At 70.7% G+C, this 16,701-nt stretch carries 18 protein-coding genes; 4 read left to right on the top strand and 14 right to left on the bottom strand.

Annotated features, from left to right (window positions below; all coding sequences use genetic code 11):
• Positions 1-27: 27 nt before the first annotated feature.
• Positions 28-792, top strand: coding sequence for a NuoI/complex I 23 kDa subunit family protein (locus KGD87_RS02760; protein ID WP_284666007.1), 765 nt, complete (start codon positions 28-30; stop codon positions 790-792).
• Between the two features lie 155 nt (positions 793-947).
• Positions 948-1,313, top strand: a complete 366-nt coding sequence (locus KGD87_RS02755; protein WP_284666006.1) for a (2Fe-2S) ferredoxin domain-containing protein — start codon at positions 948-950, stop codon at positions 1,311-1,313.
• Between the two features lies 1 nt (position 1,314).
• On the opposite strand, the gene KGD87_RS02750 is transcribed toward KGD87_RS02755, so the two are convergent.
• Entirely contained in the window at positions 1,315-3,855 is a 2,541-nt protein-coding gene (locus KGD87_RS02750; RefSeq protein WP_284666005.1) for an adenylate/guanylate cyclase domain-containing protein, read from the bottom strand.
• Positions 3,856-3,998: 143 nt separating this feature from the next.
• On the opposite strand from KGD87_RS02750, the gene KGD87_RS02745 reads away from it, so the two are divergent.
• Positions 3,999-4,850: a hypothetical protein gene (locus tag KGD87_RS02745; RefSeq protein WP_284666004.1), complete on the top strand. Its 852-nt coding sequence runs from the start codon at positions 3,999-4,001 to the stop codon at positions 4,848-4,850.
• Between the two features lie 22 nt (positions 4,851-4,872).
• Here KGD87_RS02745 and KGD87_RS02740 read toward each other — a convergent pair whose 3' ends face one another.
• From KGD87_RS02740 to KGD87_RS02705, 8 genes are all read right to left on the bottom strand, one after another.
• Positions 4,873-5,796, bottom strand: a complete 924-nt coding sequence (locus KGD87_RS02740) for a hypothetical protein (protein ID WP_284666003.1) — start codon at positions 5,794-5,796, stop codon at positions 4,873-4,875.
• Between the two features lie 111 nt (positions 5,797-5,907).
• Entirely contained in the window at positions 5,908-6,207 is a 300-nt protein-coding gene (locus tag KGD87_RS02735; protein ID WP_284666002.1) for a YtxH domain-containing protein, read from the bottom strand.
• Between the two features lie 40 nt (positions 6,208-6,247).
• On the bottom strand, positions 6,248-6,682 hold the full coding sequence (locus KGD87_RS02730; RefSeq protein ID WP_284666001.1) for a hypothetical protein: 435 nt from the start codon (positions 6,680-6,682) through the stop codon (positions 6,248-6,250).
• A 34-nt stretch (positions 6,683-6,716) separates the two neighbouring features.
• Complete coding sequence (locus tag KGD87_RS02725; RefSeq protein WP_026113958.1) at positions 6,717-6,917, bottom strand: hypothetical protein; 201 nt, start codon at positions 6,915-6,917, stop codon at positions 6,717-6,719.
• A gap of 37 nt (positions 6,918-6,954) precedes the next feature.
• Entirely contained in the window at positions 6,955-7,176 is a 222-nt protein-coding gene (locus KGD87_RS02720) for a DUF3618 domain-containing protein (RefSeq protein ID WP_284666000.1), read from the bottom strand.
• Positions 7,166-7,627, bottom strand: a complete 462-nt coding sequence (locus KGD87_RS02715; RefSeq protein ID WP_284665999.1) for a phage holin family protein — start codon at positions 7,625-7,627, stop codon at positions 7,166-7,168. Before KGD87_RS02715 ends, KGD87_RS02720 begins: the two co-directional genes overlap by 11 nt.
• 144 nt (positions 7,628-7,771) lie before the next feature.
• The gene (locus tag KGD87_RS02710) at positions 7,772-8,536 is read right to left on the bottom strand and encodes an endonuclease/exonuclease/phosphatase family protein (protein ID WP_284665998.1); all 765 of its coding nucleotides are present in this window, start codon (positions 8,534-8,536) and stop codon (positions 7,772-7,774) included.
• A gap of 18 nt (positions 8,537-8,554) precedes the next feature.
• On the bottom strand, positions 8,555-9,079 hold the full coding sequence (locus KGD87_RS02705; protein ID WP_284665997.1) for a hypothetical protein: 525 nt from the start codon (positions 9,077-9,079) through the stop codon (positions 8,555-8,557).
• 300 nt (positions 9,080-9,379) lie between these two features.
• Here KGD87_RS02705 and KGD87_RS02700 point away from each other — a divergent pair, with 300 nt between their 5' ends.
• The gene (locus KGD87_RS02700; RefSeq protein ID WP_284665996.1) at positions 9,380-10,369 is read left to right on the top strand and encodes a M23 family metallopeptidase; all 990 of its coding nucleotides are present in this window, start codon (positions 9,380-9,382) and stop codon (positions 10,367-10,369) included.
• Positions 10,370-10,375: 6 nt separating this feature from the next.
• On the opposite strand, the gene KGD87_RS02695 is transcribed toward KGD87_RS02700, so the two are convergent.
• The 5 genes from KGD87_RS02695 to KGD87_RS02675 form a co-directional block, all read right to left on the bottom strand.
• On the bottom strand, positions 10,376-11,158 hold the full coding sequence (locus tag KGD87_RS02695) for an enoyl-CoA hydratase/isomerase family protein (RefSeq protein WP_163783009.1): 783 nt from the start codon (positions 11,156-11,158) through the stop codon (positions 10,376-10,378).
• Positions 11,107-11,808 carry a TetR/AcrR family transcriptional regulator gene (locus KGD87_RS02690; RefSeq protein WP_176412045.1) on the bottom strand — a complete coding sequence of 234 codons (702 nt, stop codon included), beginning with the start codon at positions 11,806-11,808 and terminating at the stop codon, positions 11,107-11,109. The genes KGD87_RS02695 and KGD87_RS02690 overlap by 52 nt, the downstream gene beginning before the upstream one ends.
• A 108-nt stretch (positions 11,809-11,916) precedes the next feature.
• Positions 11,917-13,455, bottom strand: coding sequence for an Ig-like domain-containing protein (locus KGD87_RS02685; RefSeq protein WP_284665995.1), 1,539 nt, complete (start codon positions 13,453-13,455; stop codon positions 11,917-11,919).
• A gap of 159 nt (positions 13,456-13,614) precedes the next feature.
• Positions 13,615-13,965, bottom strand: a complete 351-nt coding sequence (locus KGD87_RS02680) for a helix-turn-helix domain-containing protein (protein WP_002634858.1) — start codon at positions 13,963-13,965, stop codon at positions 13,615-13,617.
• 59 nt (positions 13,966-14,024) lie between these two features.
• Entirely contained in the window at positions 14,025-16,664 is a 2,640-nt protein-coding gene (locus KGD87_RS02675; protein WP_284665994.1) for an LPS-assembly protein LptD, read from the bottom strand.
• Positions 16,665-16,701 lie beyond the last annotated feature (37 nt).

Genomic DNA, 16,701 nt, shown 5'->3' with positions numbered 1-16,701 from the left:
CCCAGCATCCGGGAATCGAGAACCATCATGGCCTACAAGGTAAGCAAGGACCCGCGCACGGACATCCGCGAGCGGACCTACGTGCCCAACCTGCTCCGCGGCCTGGGCATCACCGCGAAGCACTTCTTCCGCAACCTCTTCGGGACGCGTGACACCAACACGCAGGTGGTGGACCGCACCGGCGCCAGCCTGATGACGACGGTGGCGTACCCCGAGGAGAAGCCCATCTACCCCGAGGGCTACCGCGGCCTGCACCGGCTGGTTCCGCGCGAGGACGGCAAGCCGCGCTGCGTGGCTTGCTACATGTGCGCCACCATCTGCCCGGCGCAGTGCATCTACATCGAGGCGGGCGAGTACGAGGACGAAGCCTCGGACTCCGAGGACCGCGTCATCGAGAAGTACCCCACCCAGTTCGTCATCGACGAGCTGCGGTGCATCGTGTGCGGCCTCTGCGTGGATGCGTGCCCCAAGGACGCCATCCGCATGGACACCTACACGCACACCCCGCCCGAGTACACGCGGCAGAACTTCGTCTACGACATCCCGAAGCTGCTCAAGGGCCCGCCGGTGTCGCACCCGTCGGACCCGTGGAACAAGCGCGAGGGCTCCGAGGAGCCGCACCACGTCCACAAGGAAGCGCACACGCGCATCGGCGAGGGCCTGGTGGAGCTGAAGCTGCCGCACGGAGCGCACGACGGCCACGGCAAGGCGCTGCCCGCGGGGGCCCATGCGGGCCACCAGACGGTCGTCACGCAGCAAGGCCCCATCCAGGTGACGAAGTTCATCAAGTGAATCCAGATGCCCAGTGAGGCCGTACCGGCCTCACCAGGACTCCCGGCCCGCCCTCCCGCGTTGAAGCGGTAGGCGGGCCGGCGCTTTTTCAGGGGGCTGGTGGTGAAGCTGAACCTCTTCAATACGCTTGATGGCAGCCGCATGGAGACGCCACCGTGAAGCGCTACCGCGTGTCGGTGTGCAAGGGCTCCAGTTGCAAGGCGGGCGGCGCGGACGCCGTCCACGCCGAGGCCCGGGACACCCTCTCCGCCCAGGGGCTGGTGCCGCGCTGCGAGCTGTACCGCGGCGGCTGCTACGGCTTCTGCCACATGGGGCCGAACGTCGTCGTCCGCGAGGACACCGGCGGCAAGAGAGACCCGCTCTCCCCCGAGGACTACCAGCTCATGGGCTGGCCGGGCGAGGTGTACTACTCGGCGATGACGGCGGAGAAGATGCGCCGCGTGGTAGCGGAGCACATCGCGAAGGACTCGCCCGTGAAGGAGCTCTTCGGCCAGCCGGACTCGGACGACGGCGAGCAGTGACTCACGCCGCCGCCGCCGCGGTGGTGGGCGCGCCCTCCTCCATGCCGTGCACCCCGTCCCAGTCCGCGGGCGGCGGCGTGACGAGGAAGCGGGCGCAGCGGCCGGCGTAGAGCGCGGCGACGGTGTCCTGGTACTCGTGCGAGGCGCGCTCGAAGAGGGCGTGCGCCTCCGCGAAGCGGCGCTGGTGGTAGGCGGTGAGGGCCTGCTCGTGGAGCGCGAGCTGCTCCTGCATGCGAGGGGTGATTTCTCCGCGGCGCGCCACCAGCTCATGCACGCGCACCGGCTGGGGGCGGCCCTTGAAGCGCACCAGGTCCACCACGCGGAAGACGTAGCTGCCGCTGGCGAGCTGCGCGGTGGTGTCTCCGGCCAGCACATAGGTGCCGTACACCTTGTTGATGGACTCCAGCCGCGAGGCCAGCCCCACCGCGTCTCCGAGCACGGTGTAGTTGGACTTCAGCTCGCTGCCCAGGTCGCCCACCACCAGCTCCCCGGTGTCCACGGCCGCGCGGAAGCTGAGGCGGTGGCCGTACTTCTTCTCCCAGGCGGGCTGACGCTCGGTCAGCACCTCCCGCATCTTCAGCGCCGCCTCACAGGCCAGGTGCGCGTGGCGGTCCGTGCGCACCGGCGCGCCCCAGAAGGCCATCACCGAGTCGCCGATGTACTTGTCCACCTGCCCCGCCGTGGACCGCACCACCGCGGAAATCTCCGTGAGGTACGCGTTGAAGAGGCCCACGAGCTGCTCGGGCGGCAGGCCCTCCGACAGCCGCGTGAAGCCTTCGATGTCACAGACGTACACGGACATCTGCCGGCGCTCGGGGCGCATCAGGCTCAAGTCCCGCGCCACCAGGCGGGCCACGTCCGGGCTGACGTAGCGGCCGAGCGCGTTGTGCACGAAGTCACGAATCTGCCGCTCCGTGCCGTAGGCGTAGCGGATGGTCGCGACGAAGGCCCCCACCATGGCCAGCAGCGGCCCGGCCATGGCCACCCACAGCCGCTGCTCGACGAAGACGTACGCGGCGCCGAAGGTGTAGCCCGCGCCCGCCGCCACCAGGAAGCCCACGTAGAGCACGGCGCCGCGCACCGAGCGCAGCAGGAAGCTGAGCGACAGCGCCAGGAAGGCCCCGAGGAAGGCCAGCCCCAGCGTGAGGAGCAGGTCCAGATCTGGCGCCGCGCGGGTGATGCCCTCCGAGCGGAGGATGTTGGCCAGCGCCTGCCCCAGAATCGCGCCTCCGGGCGTCTGTGGCCCCAGGGGCGTGGGACGCAGGTGCGCGGACTCGCCGGAGGTCCGCGTGAGGACGACGGTGCGGCCCTCCAGGTCATTCTCGAAGCGCGCGGGGCGCTCGTCCGCCACGTCGAAGACGTTGAGGAGCACGTTCCACGCGCGGATGGAGCGCGCCAGCGAGCCGCGCGAGCCCCGGCCCGCGTTGGGCGCGTCCCAGCGCAGCAGGCTCAGGCCCGAGGCGCTCATGGGGAACGCGTACTGGTCCCCCACGTGCAGCTTGCCGTCCGCGTAGCGGAGCGTGCGCGTACCGGCCAGCCGCATGGCCGCGGCCAGGGGCAGCGACGGCAGGATGTGGCGCTTCCCGCGCACGGTGTAGCTCATGAGGTGCGCCACGGCGCGCACACGCCCGTCCCGCCCCGCCACGAGCGTGGACGCGCCGAACCCCGCGCTGCCGTTCAACAGCGGCACCACGGGGTGCTGAACCTGGCGCAGCTCAATGAGGCCCGCCGCGTCCAGTCCCTCCACCTGCACCTCCGCCAGCGCGACGAAGAGCTCCGTGGGCCCCACGCGGTAGCTGTCATCCGCGGCGCGGCGCTCCTCCAGGACGTGCGCGGTGGCCCCCAGACGCGAGCCCAGCGCCTTGCCGTCCGCTTCGTCCGTGGCGCCGCCCCAGACCTCCACCTGGCTGCCCGCGGGGATGATGAAGGCGGGGCGCTGCGCCGCGAGCACGGCCTGCGCGCGCAGGGAGGCCTCCTCGGGCGCGTCATAGACGCCCAGCTTCACGCGGTACGGCCAGAGGCGGTTGGCGGGGGGCAGCACCCGGGGGCCCTGCGCTTCCCAGGTGAACGACAGCAGCGCCCGGCCCGCGTCTTTCGCCAACTGGGCGGCGAAGGCCGCGTCGTCGCAGGAGAGCGACGGCGCGGGCGAGGCTTCGGCGCAGGCGTTGGGGCTCAGGTCCGTGAAGGGCAGGTCCACCAGCACCAGCAACGCCCCCTCCTGGACCAGCCGGTGCACCATGCGGCCCACGAGCTGGCGCGGCCAGGGCTGCGTGGCGACGCCGGGGCGTACATCCTGGCGGGCCTCGGCGAGCGTCTCGTCGTCGATGGCGATGACGACGGCCTCGTCGGGGCGCTCGGAGCGCTCCCCCAGCTCCCGCACGCGCCAGTCGTAGGTGACGCGCTCCCAGCCCTCCAGCCAGGCCTGCACGGCATTCACCGCCGCGGAGGGGACCCAGGCCGACGGTGGATCCTTGGGCGGCACGATGCTGGTGGGGCGCAGGTACACGAGCAGCCCCAGCACGCCTCCGAAGAGGAGGGCCATCAACAGCGAGACGCCAAGCCGCTTCAGGAAGCGCCGGCCTGCGGAGTGAACGCGGTGACCTTGCACGGGTGGTCCGGAGGATACCCCGAGACGGGCCCGCGCGCGGGCGTCGTTGCGGGGGCGCCTGCTATGCTCGTGCTCCCATGAAACACACCCTGGTGTCCGCGGCGCTTGCCGCCTCCTCCCTCGCCTTCCTGGCTTGCGACCTGGACCAGCTCACCGCCGAGCACGTCATGGTCGGCACGCTGCTCTCCACCCCGGAGGTCGAGGTCTCCGCCTCCGCGCTGGCCGGCCATGACGCGGGCACCTTCAGCCCGGATGGCGGCGACGTCATCGCCCTGCCCGCGCAGACGGCCGCCATCCTCTTCTTCGGCAGCCGGACGGGGGAGAACTCGCAGCCCTCCGGCCTGGCGGGGGCCGAAATCACGGTGCAGCCGGTGGGGGGCCAGGCCACGGCGCTCGCGGACGAGGGCTCCGGCAACTACCGCCGCACCAGCGTGGGCTCCTCCGACTTCACCTACCAGTCCGGCGCCACGTACCAGTTCATCGCGAACCGGGGTGGCACGCGCTACGTGGGCCAGGTGGACGACGCGCCGATGAAGGAGCCCATCGCCGCGCTGCACCCGCCCGAAGGCTTCCTGCGCATCGACGCGAGCACGCCGCTGTCCTTCGACCGGCCCGCGCCCCCGGCGAACGCCGAACGCACGCTCGGCTTCGTCACCGTCGTGCCCCTGAGCGCCGAGGGCGCGCAGGGCGAGCCGACGTACACCAACCTGCCCTCCACGCCGGTCCAGTTCCTCCAACTGGTGGGCCTGCCGGGCCCGTACCGCGAGGCCCGCGTGACGATTCCGGCCGCCGCGTTCCCCCAGCGCGAGCAGACCTACCTGGTCATCTTCCACGCCGTGCGCATGGGCGGCGCCGAGTCCGGCAACCTGTTCCTCGGCAGCGCGCTGCTGGCGGGCACCGCCGAAGTGGGCGTGGTGCGCACGCGCTAGGAAGCACCGCCCCGGCGGCGCGTCAGCCCACTTCGATGTCCAGCCCGATGCGCCCCTCCAGCTTGAGGCGCAGCAGGTGCCCCGCGAAGCGCTCGGACTCCTCGCGGGAGAGGACGTTGCGGAAGGCCGTCCCGTCCGAGACCTCCACCTCCAGCACCACGCCCCGCTGCAGCAACCGGAAGAAGTCCTCGCCCCCCGAAGGGCGCGGAACGAACAGGGGGAGGAAGCCCTTCAGCGGCGCCACCTCCCCTGCCCCCCTGACGCGCGCCTCCAGCCCCGCCGCGTCCGGGCGCACCTGCTCCGCGGCCACGCCCTCATCGGCGTAGAGCGGCGCGGGCGGCAGCGACACGTCCTCGGTGGAGTCGTCCAGCAGGAAGCCGTACCGGGACGGAATCCTGCCCGTCAGCAGGAAGCACAGCAGCACGGGCGTGTCTCCGGACACACGCTTCAGATGGAGAATCGCGCGCTCCGTCCCCACGCGGCGCAGCAGCAACGTCAGGGACGGGCGGCTCGCGCGCAGGTAGCGCTGGATGCGGTCCTTGAGCGTGGCGCGAATCTCCGCGAAGGCCTCGGCATGCTTCGCCTCGCTCTCCGCCTCGCGCAGGGCAAGCGCGTCGCGGGCCTGCGTCAGCTTGTCCTCCGCGTCCCGCAGGAAGTCCCCCGGAGCGGCCGGCGGAGTCACCAGCGCGGGCTCGGCGCCCGGCGGAGGCGTCAGCCCCGCTGCGCGCACCGCGCCCAGCAGGAACGAGCCCTGCTGCTCCAACCGCTCGCGCTCCTCGCTGAAGCGCAGCCGCGACGCCGCATGCTCCACCTGAAGCTCCAGCCACGCCTCGTAGCCGGACTCCAGCGTCTCCAGCGCGCGCAGCCGCGCCAGCGCCGCGTCCGGGCGCACGCCCTCGCTGGCCCCGGCGTGCTTCACCATCCCACCCTGCGTCGTCTCGCTCACGGCGGTGGACTCTAACCGGCTCCAAACGGGAAGGCCCCCACCCGCGGCCGTTGCCGGCGCGAATGGAGGCCCATGGCCCCGTCCAGGGCCGTGTGCGGCGGATGCCGCGAATCAGGAGGTGCGGGACACGGTGCCCTGCGGGCCCGTCTGCGTCGCGCCCTCGGGCGAGCGGCCGACCGCGTTGGTCAGATACTCCTGGCCGGTGTGCAGGCGCTGACGGAGGTCATCGCGCAGCTGGTTGCCCGGCTTGGGCGCCAGCAGCAGGCCCAGGCCCGCGCCCACGAGGATGCCCGCGGCGAAGGCGCCCACGACGGGCAGGATCGTGTCAACCGTGTCCCGGCGCGTCTCCAGGCCCACCAGGTGCAGCAGGTCGTCCTTGTCCAGCTTCTTGAGGTTGTTGAAATTCACCATTTGCGACTCCAGGGGTTGTGGGGTGGAGGAGAGCCCGGCCTCAGTACGTCGGCGGGCGAGGAGTTCCTGCGGAGCTGGCATTCGCCGACGCGGAGCCTTGCGGGCCCGGACCAGCCATACCACGTCCAGTCTGATAGCCCTGGAAGGCCGCTTCCGCCATGCCCATCAGCTCATCTTTGACAAGCGGCAGCGCCGCGAGGCGCACGCCCAGCCGGAGGATGCGCGCCGTCAGCGGCGTGAAGAGCCCGCCGCCCAGCAGATAGCCGACGCCCACGGCGGCCGCCATCATCCCGTAAGGGTTGCGCTCCACGCGTCCGCGCAGGTCCAGCGTCTGCCCCAAGTCCGTCACCGCGCTGCGCGCGTCGGACCAGAGCTGCTGCGCGTCGCTGCCAATGTGGTCCACCCGCTGCCCGAAGCCGCTCCCCTGCGGGTCCTGCGGCGTGCCATTGCTCGATGCACCCGGAAACGTCGTCATGCGTTCACCCTCTCGTGTGGTTCCAGCGCGCGGCTCAGCGGCGCGAGGCAATGCGTCCGACGAGGAAGCCCACGGCCACGGCGCCCAGCAGACACGTGCCCGGATTGGCGCGGATGAAGCTCACCACGCGGTTGTTCAGGTCCACGATGTTCTGACGGGCCTCGTCGATCTGCGGCACCACGCGGTCCTGCAACTCACGGGCCCTGTCGGCCATCTGCTGCGGATTCATCTCCATCGAAGTCAGCTCCTCATTGGGGGTACTACGGAAGTCGTCAGTCGCGCGAGCCCAGCCACAGCCCCACCACGAACGCGGCGCCCACGCAGGCGTAGGGATTGCGGTTCACCCACTGGCGCCAGTCGGCGGCCACGGCCACTTCCTCGCGAAGGGCGCTCACGGACGTGGCCAGCTCGGCGCGCGTGCGCTCGATTTCGGCACGCAGGTCCGCGCTGCTGCGGGGGCTGTAGGCCTTGGGCTGTCCATTGCTAGCGGCCATGTGGGGGCTCCTTGAAGATTTCCCTTTTCGTCCCCTCGAGCGCGTTCACGGCTGCGCTGGGGGCGGCGTTGGTGAGCGCGGCCACGCTGAGCGAGAGCTCCTGTGACGTATCGTCCATCATCCGGCGCGCCTTCAGCCGGTTCACTGCCCACATCGCGCCGCCCACGCCGCCCACCAGATTCAGCAGGCCGATTCCGACCAGCGCTCCGGGCCACCCCAACCACGTGGACAGCCACGCGGCCATCGCTGCGCACACGAAACCATAACCCACGAGGATGAAGGGCACGAAGGCCACGATCATCGCCACGTCCAGGCCCGTGGCCTTGACGTCCTCGGCCAGCTCCATGCGCGCCAGTTGCAGGTGCTGCGTCACCAGCCGGCTGAAGCCGTCGGCCATGCGCCCGACGAGCGCGGCGATTCCGCGCTCCGCCTGTTCACTTCCCACGTGCATGCGCTCTCCGGCCGACGCATACGGCCTCTCAGGTGCGGGCCAACCTAGGCATGCACCCGTTCCGCGACAACCACGTCACGGCGTTTTTGTCCGGCACACGCAAGCGTCGGCCAGTGAACGCGCGCGCCAGCCCATCCGCCCAGTCTACCCGATGAGCTGCACCGGGGGAGAGACGGAAGGCTCCACGGCGATGGGCGTCTCGAAGCGCAGCACGAGGGGCAGGTGGTCAGACGCAACCCGGCTCAACGCCGTGCGGTGAGGATGGATGGACAGCGGCCGAACGCCCGCGTCCACGAAGATGCGGTCCAGCCGCAGCAGGGGCAGGCGCGTGGGGTACGTGCGAGCGGGCGCGCCGAGCTCCAGCGCCGCGTCGTGGATGGCCTCGCGCACCATCGAGGGCACCGGGCCGTTGCCCCAATAGTTGAAATCTCCACACACCACCAACGGGTCCTTCCGCGCGGCATCGCGGAGGATGTCCGAGGACAGCAGCAGCGCCTCCTGCCTGCGCCGCTCGCCCAGGCGCAGGCCCAGGTGGAGGGAGAAGACGTGGAGCTGCTGCCCTTCCCCGATGTCCAGGTCACAGCGCAGCGCGCCCCGAGGCTCGCGGCGGCCCACGCTCAAGTCGTAGTTCTTCGACTTGAGGATGGGCAGCCGCGACAGGATGGCGTTGCCGTAGCGCCGGCCGTTGCGCACGACGTTGGGACCAAACGCCATGTGCAGCCCGAGCATGTCCGCCAGGTGCTCTGGCTGGTCCTCCCGAGGCGTCACCGCGCGGAAGTCGCCTACCTCCTGGAGCGCGACGATGTCCGCGTCCACTTCGTGGAGCACCGCGCCCACCCGGCCCAGGTCGAAGCGGCCGTCCGTCCCGATACCACTGTGGATGTTGTACGAAACGAGCCTCAGCTCCACGCGCGTCGCTCACCCAGGTCAGGACAGAGGAAGGAAGCGGCCCGCGGCCATGCGGACGACCGTGACGGGCAGCAGGAGGAGCCGGGACACGGCCTTGACGGCGTCGCCCAGTCCACCCCGCAGGGCCTGGAGCTGGTGCTCCGCCTCGTCGCGAAGCTCCGGCAGCCGCCCGCGCGGCGGCTGCTCGCGCGTGGGTGGCAGCGCGCCAATCGGCGCCGTTCCTCCCACGGCAGGCGCGGACGTCGGACGCGCCTTGCGCTTCGACGTGCCACCTGCCGCCTTGAACTCCGGGCCGTGGGAGAACTTGGCGTCCGGCTCCGGCCGCGCCAGCTCCTCCAACTGCGCCTCCATCTGATGCGCGATGTAGCGCTCTTCCGTCTCCGCGAAGCGCTTGCCGTAGTGAACGCCCTCGTGGCTGTCCATGGCCTCGGGATGCGCCTTGGAATGGGCCAGCCGCGCCTTGTCCTGCCGACGCAGGCTTCGCTTCGGCGCCGGCAGCGTCTTCGGAACCTGGTAGTGGTCAAAGCTATAGGGACGAGGCATCCGCGAATCTCCCAATCAACGAGTCCGTTCAGAAGCTAGGAAGCCCCCAGTCCCCCGGGTACGCCTTGACGGAATGTGCCCTGGTGGCCCGCCTGCCCTACGGTCAGGCAGGCGGCATGCGGACAGGATGCGTCGTCCAAGTACCGACAACCGCTGGTGTCGGCCTCGCTCAGAGGAGGCGTGCGGTCATCCTCCCACCCAGGCGACACGCCGAGCGCTTTCGAGGGGCGGAGCAAGCGTCCGGCGAATCAACACCACACCCCGGGAAGCGTTGCGCGCGACGTGGTGTAAAAACGGCCCATGCCTTCGCACGCACCCGGCCGGAAGTATTCCAAGTCCCCTTTCCTGCTCCTCGCCCTGCTCGCACTCGGAGCGGAGGCCGGTGCGACCGAAACCGCCTCGGTGCCCGCGGGCGCGTCCAGCGAGGACGCCCCCCCGGAGGCCCCGCCCCAGCTGACGCTGCAGCCCACCGCGGCCAAGCCGGGAGACCCGGTGCTGGTGAGGGTGAGCGGCGTGACGGCGCCTCCCACCGGCACGCTCGCCGGACGCGCGCTGCGCTTCTTCCCTTGGGGCGATGGCTATCTGGCCGTTTCCGGCCTGCCGGTGGAGCTGACGCCCGGCGCCGCGGAGGTGACGGCCATGGGCCCTGTCACCCCGGGCGCGCCGCGGGTGGAGCTGAAAGGCACGGTGGACATCGTGGAGCCCGGCTACCCGTCACGCGAGCTGCGCGTGGCCGGCAAGTACGTGAAGCCGCCCGCGTCGGTGCGCAGGCGCATGGCCGCGGACCGCCGCGCCTTCGCGGCGGCCTTCGCCCAGGACTTCAGCGCGCCGCACTTCTCGCGGAACTTCGCGTGGCCGCGGGAGGACCGCATCACCGCGCCCTTCGGCGACCGCCGCACCTTCAACGGCAAGCTGTCCAGCCAGCACTTCGGCGTGGACATCGACGGAGACCCGGGCACGCCGGTGCAGGCCGCCAACGACGGCACGGTGGTCATGGCGCGCGCCAACTACGCGGCGGGCAACACCGTGCTGGTGCACCACGGCGCGGGGCTCTACACGGCGTACTTCCACCTGTCCCGCATCGACGTGAAGACGGGCGCACGGGTGAAGCAGGGCCAGGTGCTGGGCAAGGTGGGCAGCACCGGCCGCGTCACCGGCCCGCACCTGCACTGGGGCGTGAAGGTGGACGGGCTGTGGGTGGACGGAGCGCGCCTGCTGAAGCTGGACTTCTTCCCGCACCTGCCGCCCAGCGTCGCCCGGGGCGGCAACGCCAGGCTGGGCACGCCGTAGCCGCCGTCAGCGGTCGTTCCACTTCGGGGGACGCTTCTCCAGGAACGCGGAGATGCCCTCCCCCGCGTCGTCCGCCAGCACGTTCAGCGACAGCTGCGAGGCCAGGTACTCCAGCGCGGCGGGCAGCGGCAGGTCCTCCGCGGTGAAGAAGGCACGGCGCCCCAGCGCCAGCACCGCCTGGCTCTTTCCCGCCAGCTTTCCCGCGAGCGCGCCCACCGCGGCGTCCAGCTCCGCGGCCGGCACCACCCGGTTGAGCAGCCCCAACGTCAGCGCCTCGCGCGCGGGCAGCCGGTCTCCGGTGAGCACCAGCTCCAGCGCGCGCTTGCGGCCCAGGTGACGCTGGAGCAGCGCCATCATCATCATCGGAAAGAGGCCCACGTCGATTTCGGGCGTGCCCAGGTCCGCGCCCTCCACGGCGACCGCCAGGTCACACGCGAGCACCAGCCCCAGGCCTCCCGCCAGCGCGTGCCCGTTGACGCGCGCCACGGTGGGCTTGCGCAGCTCCTGGAAGCGCGCCAGCAGCCGTCCGTAGGAACGGCGGCCTTCGTGCGTGGACAGGAAGCCCGCGTCACCAGCCATGGTGCCCAGGTCCCCGCCCGCGCAGAAGACCTTCTCACCGGCGCCCGTGAGCACCACCACGCGCACCGCGGCGTCGGACTCGGCTCGCTCCAGCGCGGCCATCAGCTCGCGCACCACCCCCGGGGACAAGGCGTTGCGGGCCTTGGGCCGGTCAATGGTCAGGAGCGCTTGGGGGCCTTGGACTTCGTAGCGGACTTCTCCGGCTTCCATTCGGACACCTCAGCGGCCTGGGCGCCCGTGAGGACGCCGTAAAGGAAGGAGTCGGCGATCTGCGACTTCGCCCGCTCCAGCGCGTCGGGGTCGCGCGCGTCGGCAAGCCCCACGACGAAGGCGGTGAGCGCCATTTCGATGTTGCCGAAGAGGAGCGCGGAGGCCAGGTGCGGGTCCAACCCCCGCCGCAATTCGCCCCGCTCCTGCGCGGCGTGGAAGAGCGCCGAGCTGAGCCGGATGGCGTCCACGAAGGCCGTCTGACGGTTGATGCGCGAGCCGGCCGGACTGCGCGCAATCTCCAGGATGAGCACCTTCACCGCGCGCGGGTCCACCCGGTAGGCCTCGAAGGCCACCTCGACGATGCCGTGGACCTTCTCCGCCAGCGAGCCTTCGCCCTCTACCACCGCGCGCACGCGCGTGACGAAGCCGCTCCAGCCGGTGTCGAACACCGTCTCGAGCAGCTCATCCTTGTTCTTGAAGTAGTGGTAGACGAGCCCGTACGCGACGCCGGCTTCCTTCGCCACGTCCGCGATGCGGCAGCCGTGGTAGCCCTTGCGCGCGAACACGTCGATGGCCGCGCGGAGGATGGTGCGGCGGCGCTCGCTTTCGCGCGTGCCACTGTCCGCCGCCGGCTTGCTCTGCTGACCCACGGTTGTCCTCCACCGGCGGGTGATTCGCCAGTCAACCAGTGGAGAACCTACGGAGGGCGGGCCCTGGGGTCAATGCCTTCCTGGACCCGCCCGGAGAAACGGCGGCGGCTACTCCACCGTGCCTCTGACGGTGGGGCCCTGGACGACGGCCTCGTGGCCCTCCAGCAGCGCCGCCGTGTACTTGCAGATGGGCGACACCGTCCACTCAGCCGGGGGGACGAAGAGCGGCGGCGGCGGGCCTTCGGCGGGCGGCTCGTGCGCGTCGCTGACCACGTACGTCTCGAAGTTGAAGGACGGGTAGGTCAGCGCGATGCCCGTGCCGGCCGGGGACACATTGACGGGGCCGGTGCCGCCGCCATCGCAACCATCATCTTCGCCGTTCTGGGCCATGCGGTTGTACCAGGGGTCGGAGACGATGAACGAAATCGCGAGGCCCCCGTAGTGGCTGATGAGCGGCGGCGGCGCGTTGGGCGGCGGGCTGATCTGCCGCTGCGTCTGGTCCTTGTCCAGCCCGTGCGGCATGCCCGTCCAGAGGATGCGCTCCTGCACCCAGATGAGCGTGCTGGCGTCGTGCTGGCCGTTCTTGCCCGTCCAGCGGCCGTCGCCGTTGGTGTCCACGTAGCGCTCGCCCGGGTCCCACGTGCCGTTGTCGTTGTTGTCGACGAAGGGCTCGGTCAGGTCCGTGAACGGCTCGCCCGTGTCCCAGACGCCGTTGTTGTTGAGGTCGTCGAAGGCCTCCTCACCGCTGGTGATGGCGATCAGCGAGACCAGGTTGTCACGCGGGTTGAGGACGATGCCGGGGCGGATGGGGTCCGGACGGCGCGGCTCCGGGCGGTCCTGCTGGGGCTGCGGGGCGTTGCCGTAGACGGCGATGGGGTTCTCGTCCCAGAGGAAGGGGTGCATCCACAGCGGCGCCAGGTACTCGCCCGTGTGGGTCGCATCCACCAGCGGGTTCCAGGTGAAGACGCCCGGCTCCACGTCCTGCGGCAGCGGCAGGGACGTCTTGTAGAGGACCTCCGCGTTGCCCACCACGTCCGTGACGGACACGGCGCTGGGACCGATGGTGCCCGCCTCCGTGAGGAAGGACACCTGCGCGCCCACCACGCCGTCACCGTTGCGATCTCCCACGTGGGCGATGCAGTTGACCTTCACGCCCGCGATGAGGCTGCGCGTCTCGTCCCAGGCGCCCACGGCGTGGTGCAGACCGGAGGCGTTGCCGGAGAACGAGCCGCACTGGAAGGTGAACTGGCGGGAGTTCGAGTTGGTGCCCGCGAAGCTGACCACGGGCGAGACGGCCCGCTTCATCTCGGAGCCCGTGCCAGCGGTGGCGATGACCACGGCGGAGGCCACCCGGCCACCGCGCGCCGTCACCTGCACGGACACGATGCCGTCACCCGTGTTGGTGACACCCTCGGTGGGCGACAGCTCGATGCCCGGAACGGGGGACTCCAGCGTGAAGGACACCGGCGTACCCGCCTGCGGCTGGCCTCGGGAGTCCACCGCGCGGAAGCGCAGCGTGGTGATTTCTCCCAGTCGCGGCTGAGCCGGTGACTGGTCCACGAATTCAAGTGTGGCGGGGGCCGACGGCGAGCATGCAACGAACAGCAGGCTCGCGAAGGCCACCCACGGGGCCAGACCCGGACGCATCAGGGGAAACTCCTTGAAGGCGATGAAGGAAGCGGGCTGTACGCGAGCAGCGCACAGCGCATCTTCCGCATCTTCCCGGGCCACCTACCGTCCAGTCAAGGACAGGACAGGTGGACCGGAGCCCTCTTGCGTCCAGGGCCTGGAATCCCTGGGCTCACGTCAGGCGGCGGTGCCGCTGAACATCACCCGGGCCACGCCCAGGAGACGGTCCACGTCCCGGGCGGTGAGGCCACGGGCGCGCGCGAAGTCAGACAGGGGCCGCAGGAGGTCCTCCGTCTGAGCAAGGGTCTGCTCCGTTCCCGTGAAGAGCTCGCCCAGGCTCACGCCCAGGGCGTTGGCGAGGGCCGCCAGCGTCTCCACATGGGGGACACGCTCGCCGCGCTCGATCATGGAAAGGAACGACACGCTGATCTGCGCCCGCTCCGCGAGCTCTTCCTGCGTCCATCGCTCCGGCCGCTGTGTCCGAAGCTCGCGGATGCGCTGCCCAATTCGTTTTCCGAGGTCCGACACGAAGTACTTCTCCTGGCTGTTTCGGGGTTGGAGGAACCACCACCCACTGCTGGTGATTCCTAGCCTCCGGAACCAAAGGATCCGAAATCCGCCACGATGAAGTTGATGCCGGAGAATTCCAGCCCCAGCTCCCGCCGCAGCGTCACCACCCCCTCTACCCGCCAGCAGTCGCATGCAGGCCCATACGAGAGGCCGAACGTCTGCTGAGCCAGAGGGCGGTTTTCTTGAGTTGTTGGATCCTGGTAAAGCGGTTGCACAATTGCTTCGTACCGCACTCCCAGCCCAAATCCGAGCTTCAAACGCGTACCCGCGATGAGGGCTTGAGCCCGTTCGGCCGGAGGGAAGCCGGGCTCTACTCGGGATAGTCCGCCTACCAGGGTATCCAGCGAGCGGCGAAGCACCTCAGGGCCCACGGAGCGGGGATCCACCCCCATGTCGAGCGCGGCGCCACCGGCCCACAGCAGGTCATCGAAGCGCGCATACACGGCGTGCCCCTTGCCGTTGTCGACATTCACCTCCGCGGAGAGCCCGGCGAAGCGACCCGCGTTGGGGTCATAGCGAACGGTGCCCGCGGCCGTGAGGATTCCAGCGGTGGCGCTGAGCCGGGCGAACGTGTCGCGCAGCACGGGCCCCGGGTCGTCCACCTTCCCCGCCGCGGGCACGTGCCGGGTGAGGTCGAAGCCTTGTCCGATGCGCAGGCGCAGCGGCTCGCGGATGTCGTTGCCGCGCTTGAAGCGCAGCGTCTGGTCCACGGCGAGCACCGCGTGGAGGAAGCCCTGGGTGCGGCCGTCGCCCTGGAACGGCACCGCGGCGTCCACTTCGTCATAGGGGCGGGCCAGGTCCTCCCCGGAGCCCCCGGCGGAAGGGAGCCGGCCCCACCCGCCCGGCACGTAGCGCAGCTCCAGCGAGGGGGTGATGGCATGACGGAAGCTCGTCTCACGGCCCTCGAAGACGCGCGCCACCTGGCTTTCGAGCAGCAGCCCGGCGATGGGATAGCCCCGCTGCCATGTCCGGCCCGACACCTCGCCCAGCCACACGTCCTGGCGCAGGCCCAGCGAAGGCGACACGCGCATCAGGCTGCCCAGCCCGAAGGACGTCGACAGGCGGGGGAAGAAGTCCATCCGGTTGCGGGCTTCACGGTCGTTGGAATTGAAGAGGCCGTCGGACTGCGTGATGTCCTCGGAGCGTCCCCCAGTGCCGAAAGGGACATAGTGCCCGTCGGGCTGGAAGATGCCGTCGATGCCCTCGTCGCCGTACCCGCCTCGCAGGGGCGCGAGCCGCAGGTACTGCACCGACAGGCCCCCCATGATTCCGCCCAGCACGGGCCGCTCCGGCAGGGCCAGGGTGATGGCCGGCAAGCGCTGGAACGTGGTGGGGCCCTTCAGGTCCGGGCGCGCCGGGTCCGTGGCCGCCGGGACGCGGTTGTCCTGGAAGAAGCGGTACCCCCACCGGATGTCCTGGCGCAGCGCCACGTCGAGCCCCGCGTAGCGGTCGTCCTGGCGCTGGAACACCGTGCCCGTGCTGCGCAGGTAGGTGAACTCGCGGGTGACGAGGTCGGCCGTGAGGTCGCGGGTGTAGTTGCCGTCCGAGACGAACGAGGCGTCGACCCGGTTGTGCCACCCTCCCCCCATGTCCTGCGTGTGCTGCCAGGACGCCTCGCCCCGGAGGCCTCGCCGCTCGTCGACAAACTCAGGCGTGGCAATACCGTCCACCGTCCGCCGGTAGAAGATGCCAAAGGGCGTGCTCGGATCCCGGATGGGCCGGAGGTCGTAGAGGAACCCCAGCGTGGCCCGTCCCCGGGTCCGCTCGCTGGGCGCATAGCGGAACTCGGTGAGCAGGCGCGGCCCCTTCACGCCCAGGTAGCGCGGCTCCCGAACCGGCCCGGGGGCGCCGGGCACGCCCTCGTGCACTTCATAGCCGCCGCTGAAGTACCCCGGCGTGAGCGTCAAATCGTAGCTCTGCCCCAGGGTGATGAAGAGGGGCTGCTCCAGGGAGAAGCCGTTGAGCGCGGAGAAGGTGGGCTTGGGGAGCAGCAGGCCGGTGCGCCGCTGTGACAGCGGCATGTAGAGCCACGGCAGCGCGAACACGGGCACGGACTTCACGTACACCACGGGCAGCGTCATCGTGGCGCGCTCGCCCAGGACGACGGTGGCCGACGAGGCCTCCATGCGCCAGCCGGGCTCACCCGGGCTGCAGTTGCACGGCGTGAAGGCCAGGTCCTCCACGAGGAAGGTGTTCTCCCCCGTCCGGCGGATGCGCGAGCCGCTCATGAGGAGGGGCGTCTCCCCCATGGCCCGCAGCGCCTGGGGCGTCGTCGCCGTGTACAGGGCCTCCTGGGTGACGCCCTGCTTCTGCATGAAGAGGCCGCCCTCGAGGTTCGCCTCGTAGGTGCGCACATCCATCTTCACGGTGTCGGCGACCGCGGCCAGGCCGCTGGGGCCCACGAACATGACGCCGCCCGAGGCGGTGACGCGCTGGTTCACCTCGTCGTAGGTCACCTCGTCGGCGCGAAGCTGCATCGTCTCCGTGCGCAGCACGGCGTTGCCGCGCGCGGTGACGACCTTCGTGTCCGCTTCGTAGACGACCAGGTCCGCCGCCAGCTGCGCCTTCTCACCGTTGGGCAGAGCCAACGGGGTGGCGAGCGGCACCTGCGACGTGGAGACCAGCAGCGCGGCGGCGAGCGGAACGAGGAAGCTCATTCAGGGGTGCAGGGTATGCCGCGCCCAGGCCGAGCGG

This window comes from Myxococcus sp. SDU36, assembly GCF_030168875.1.
GTDB classification, from domain to species: Bacteria; Myxococcota; Myxococcia; order Myxococcales; family Myxococcaceae; genus Myxococcus; species Myxococcus vastator.
This window is presented reverse-complemented; position numbering and strand designations above follow the sequence as displayed.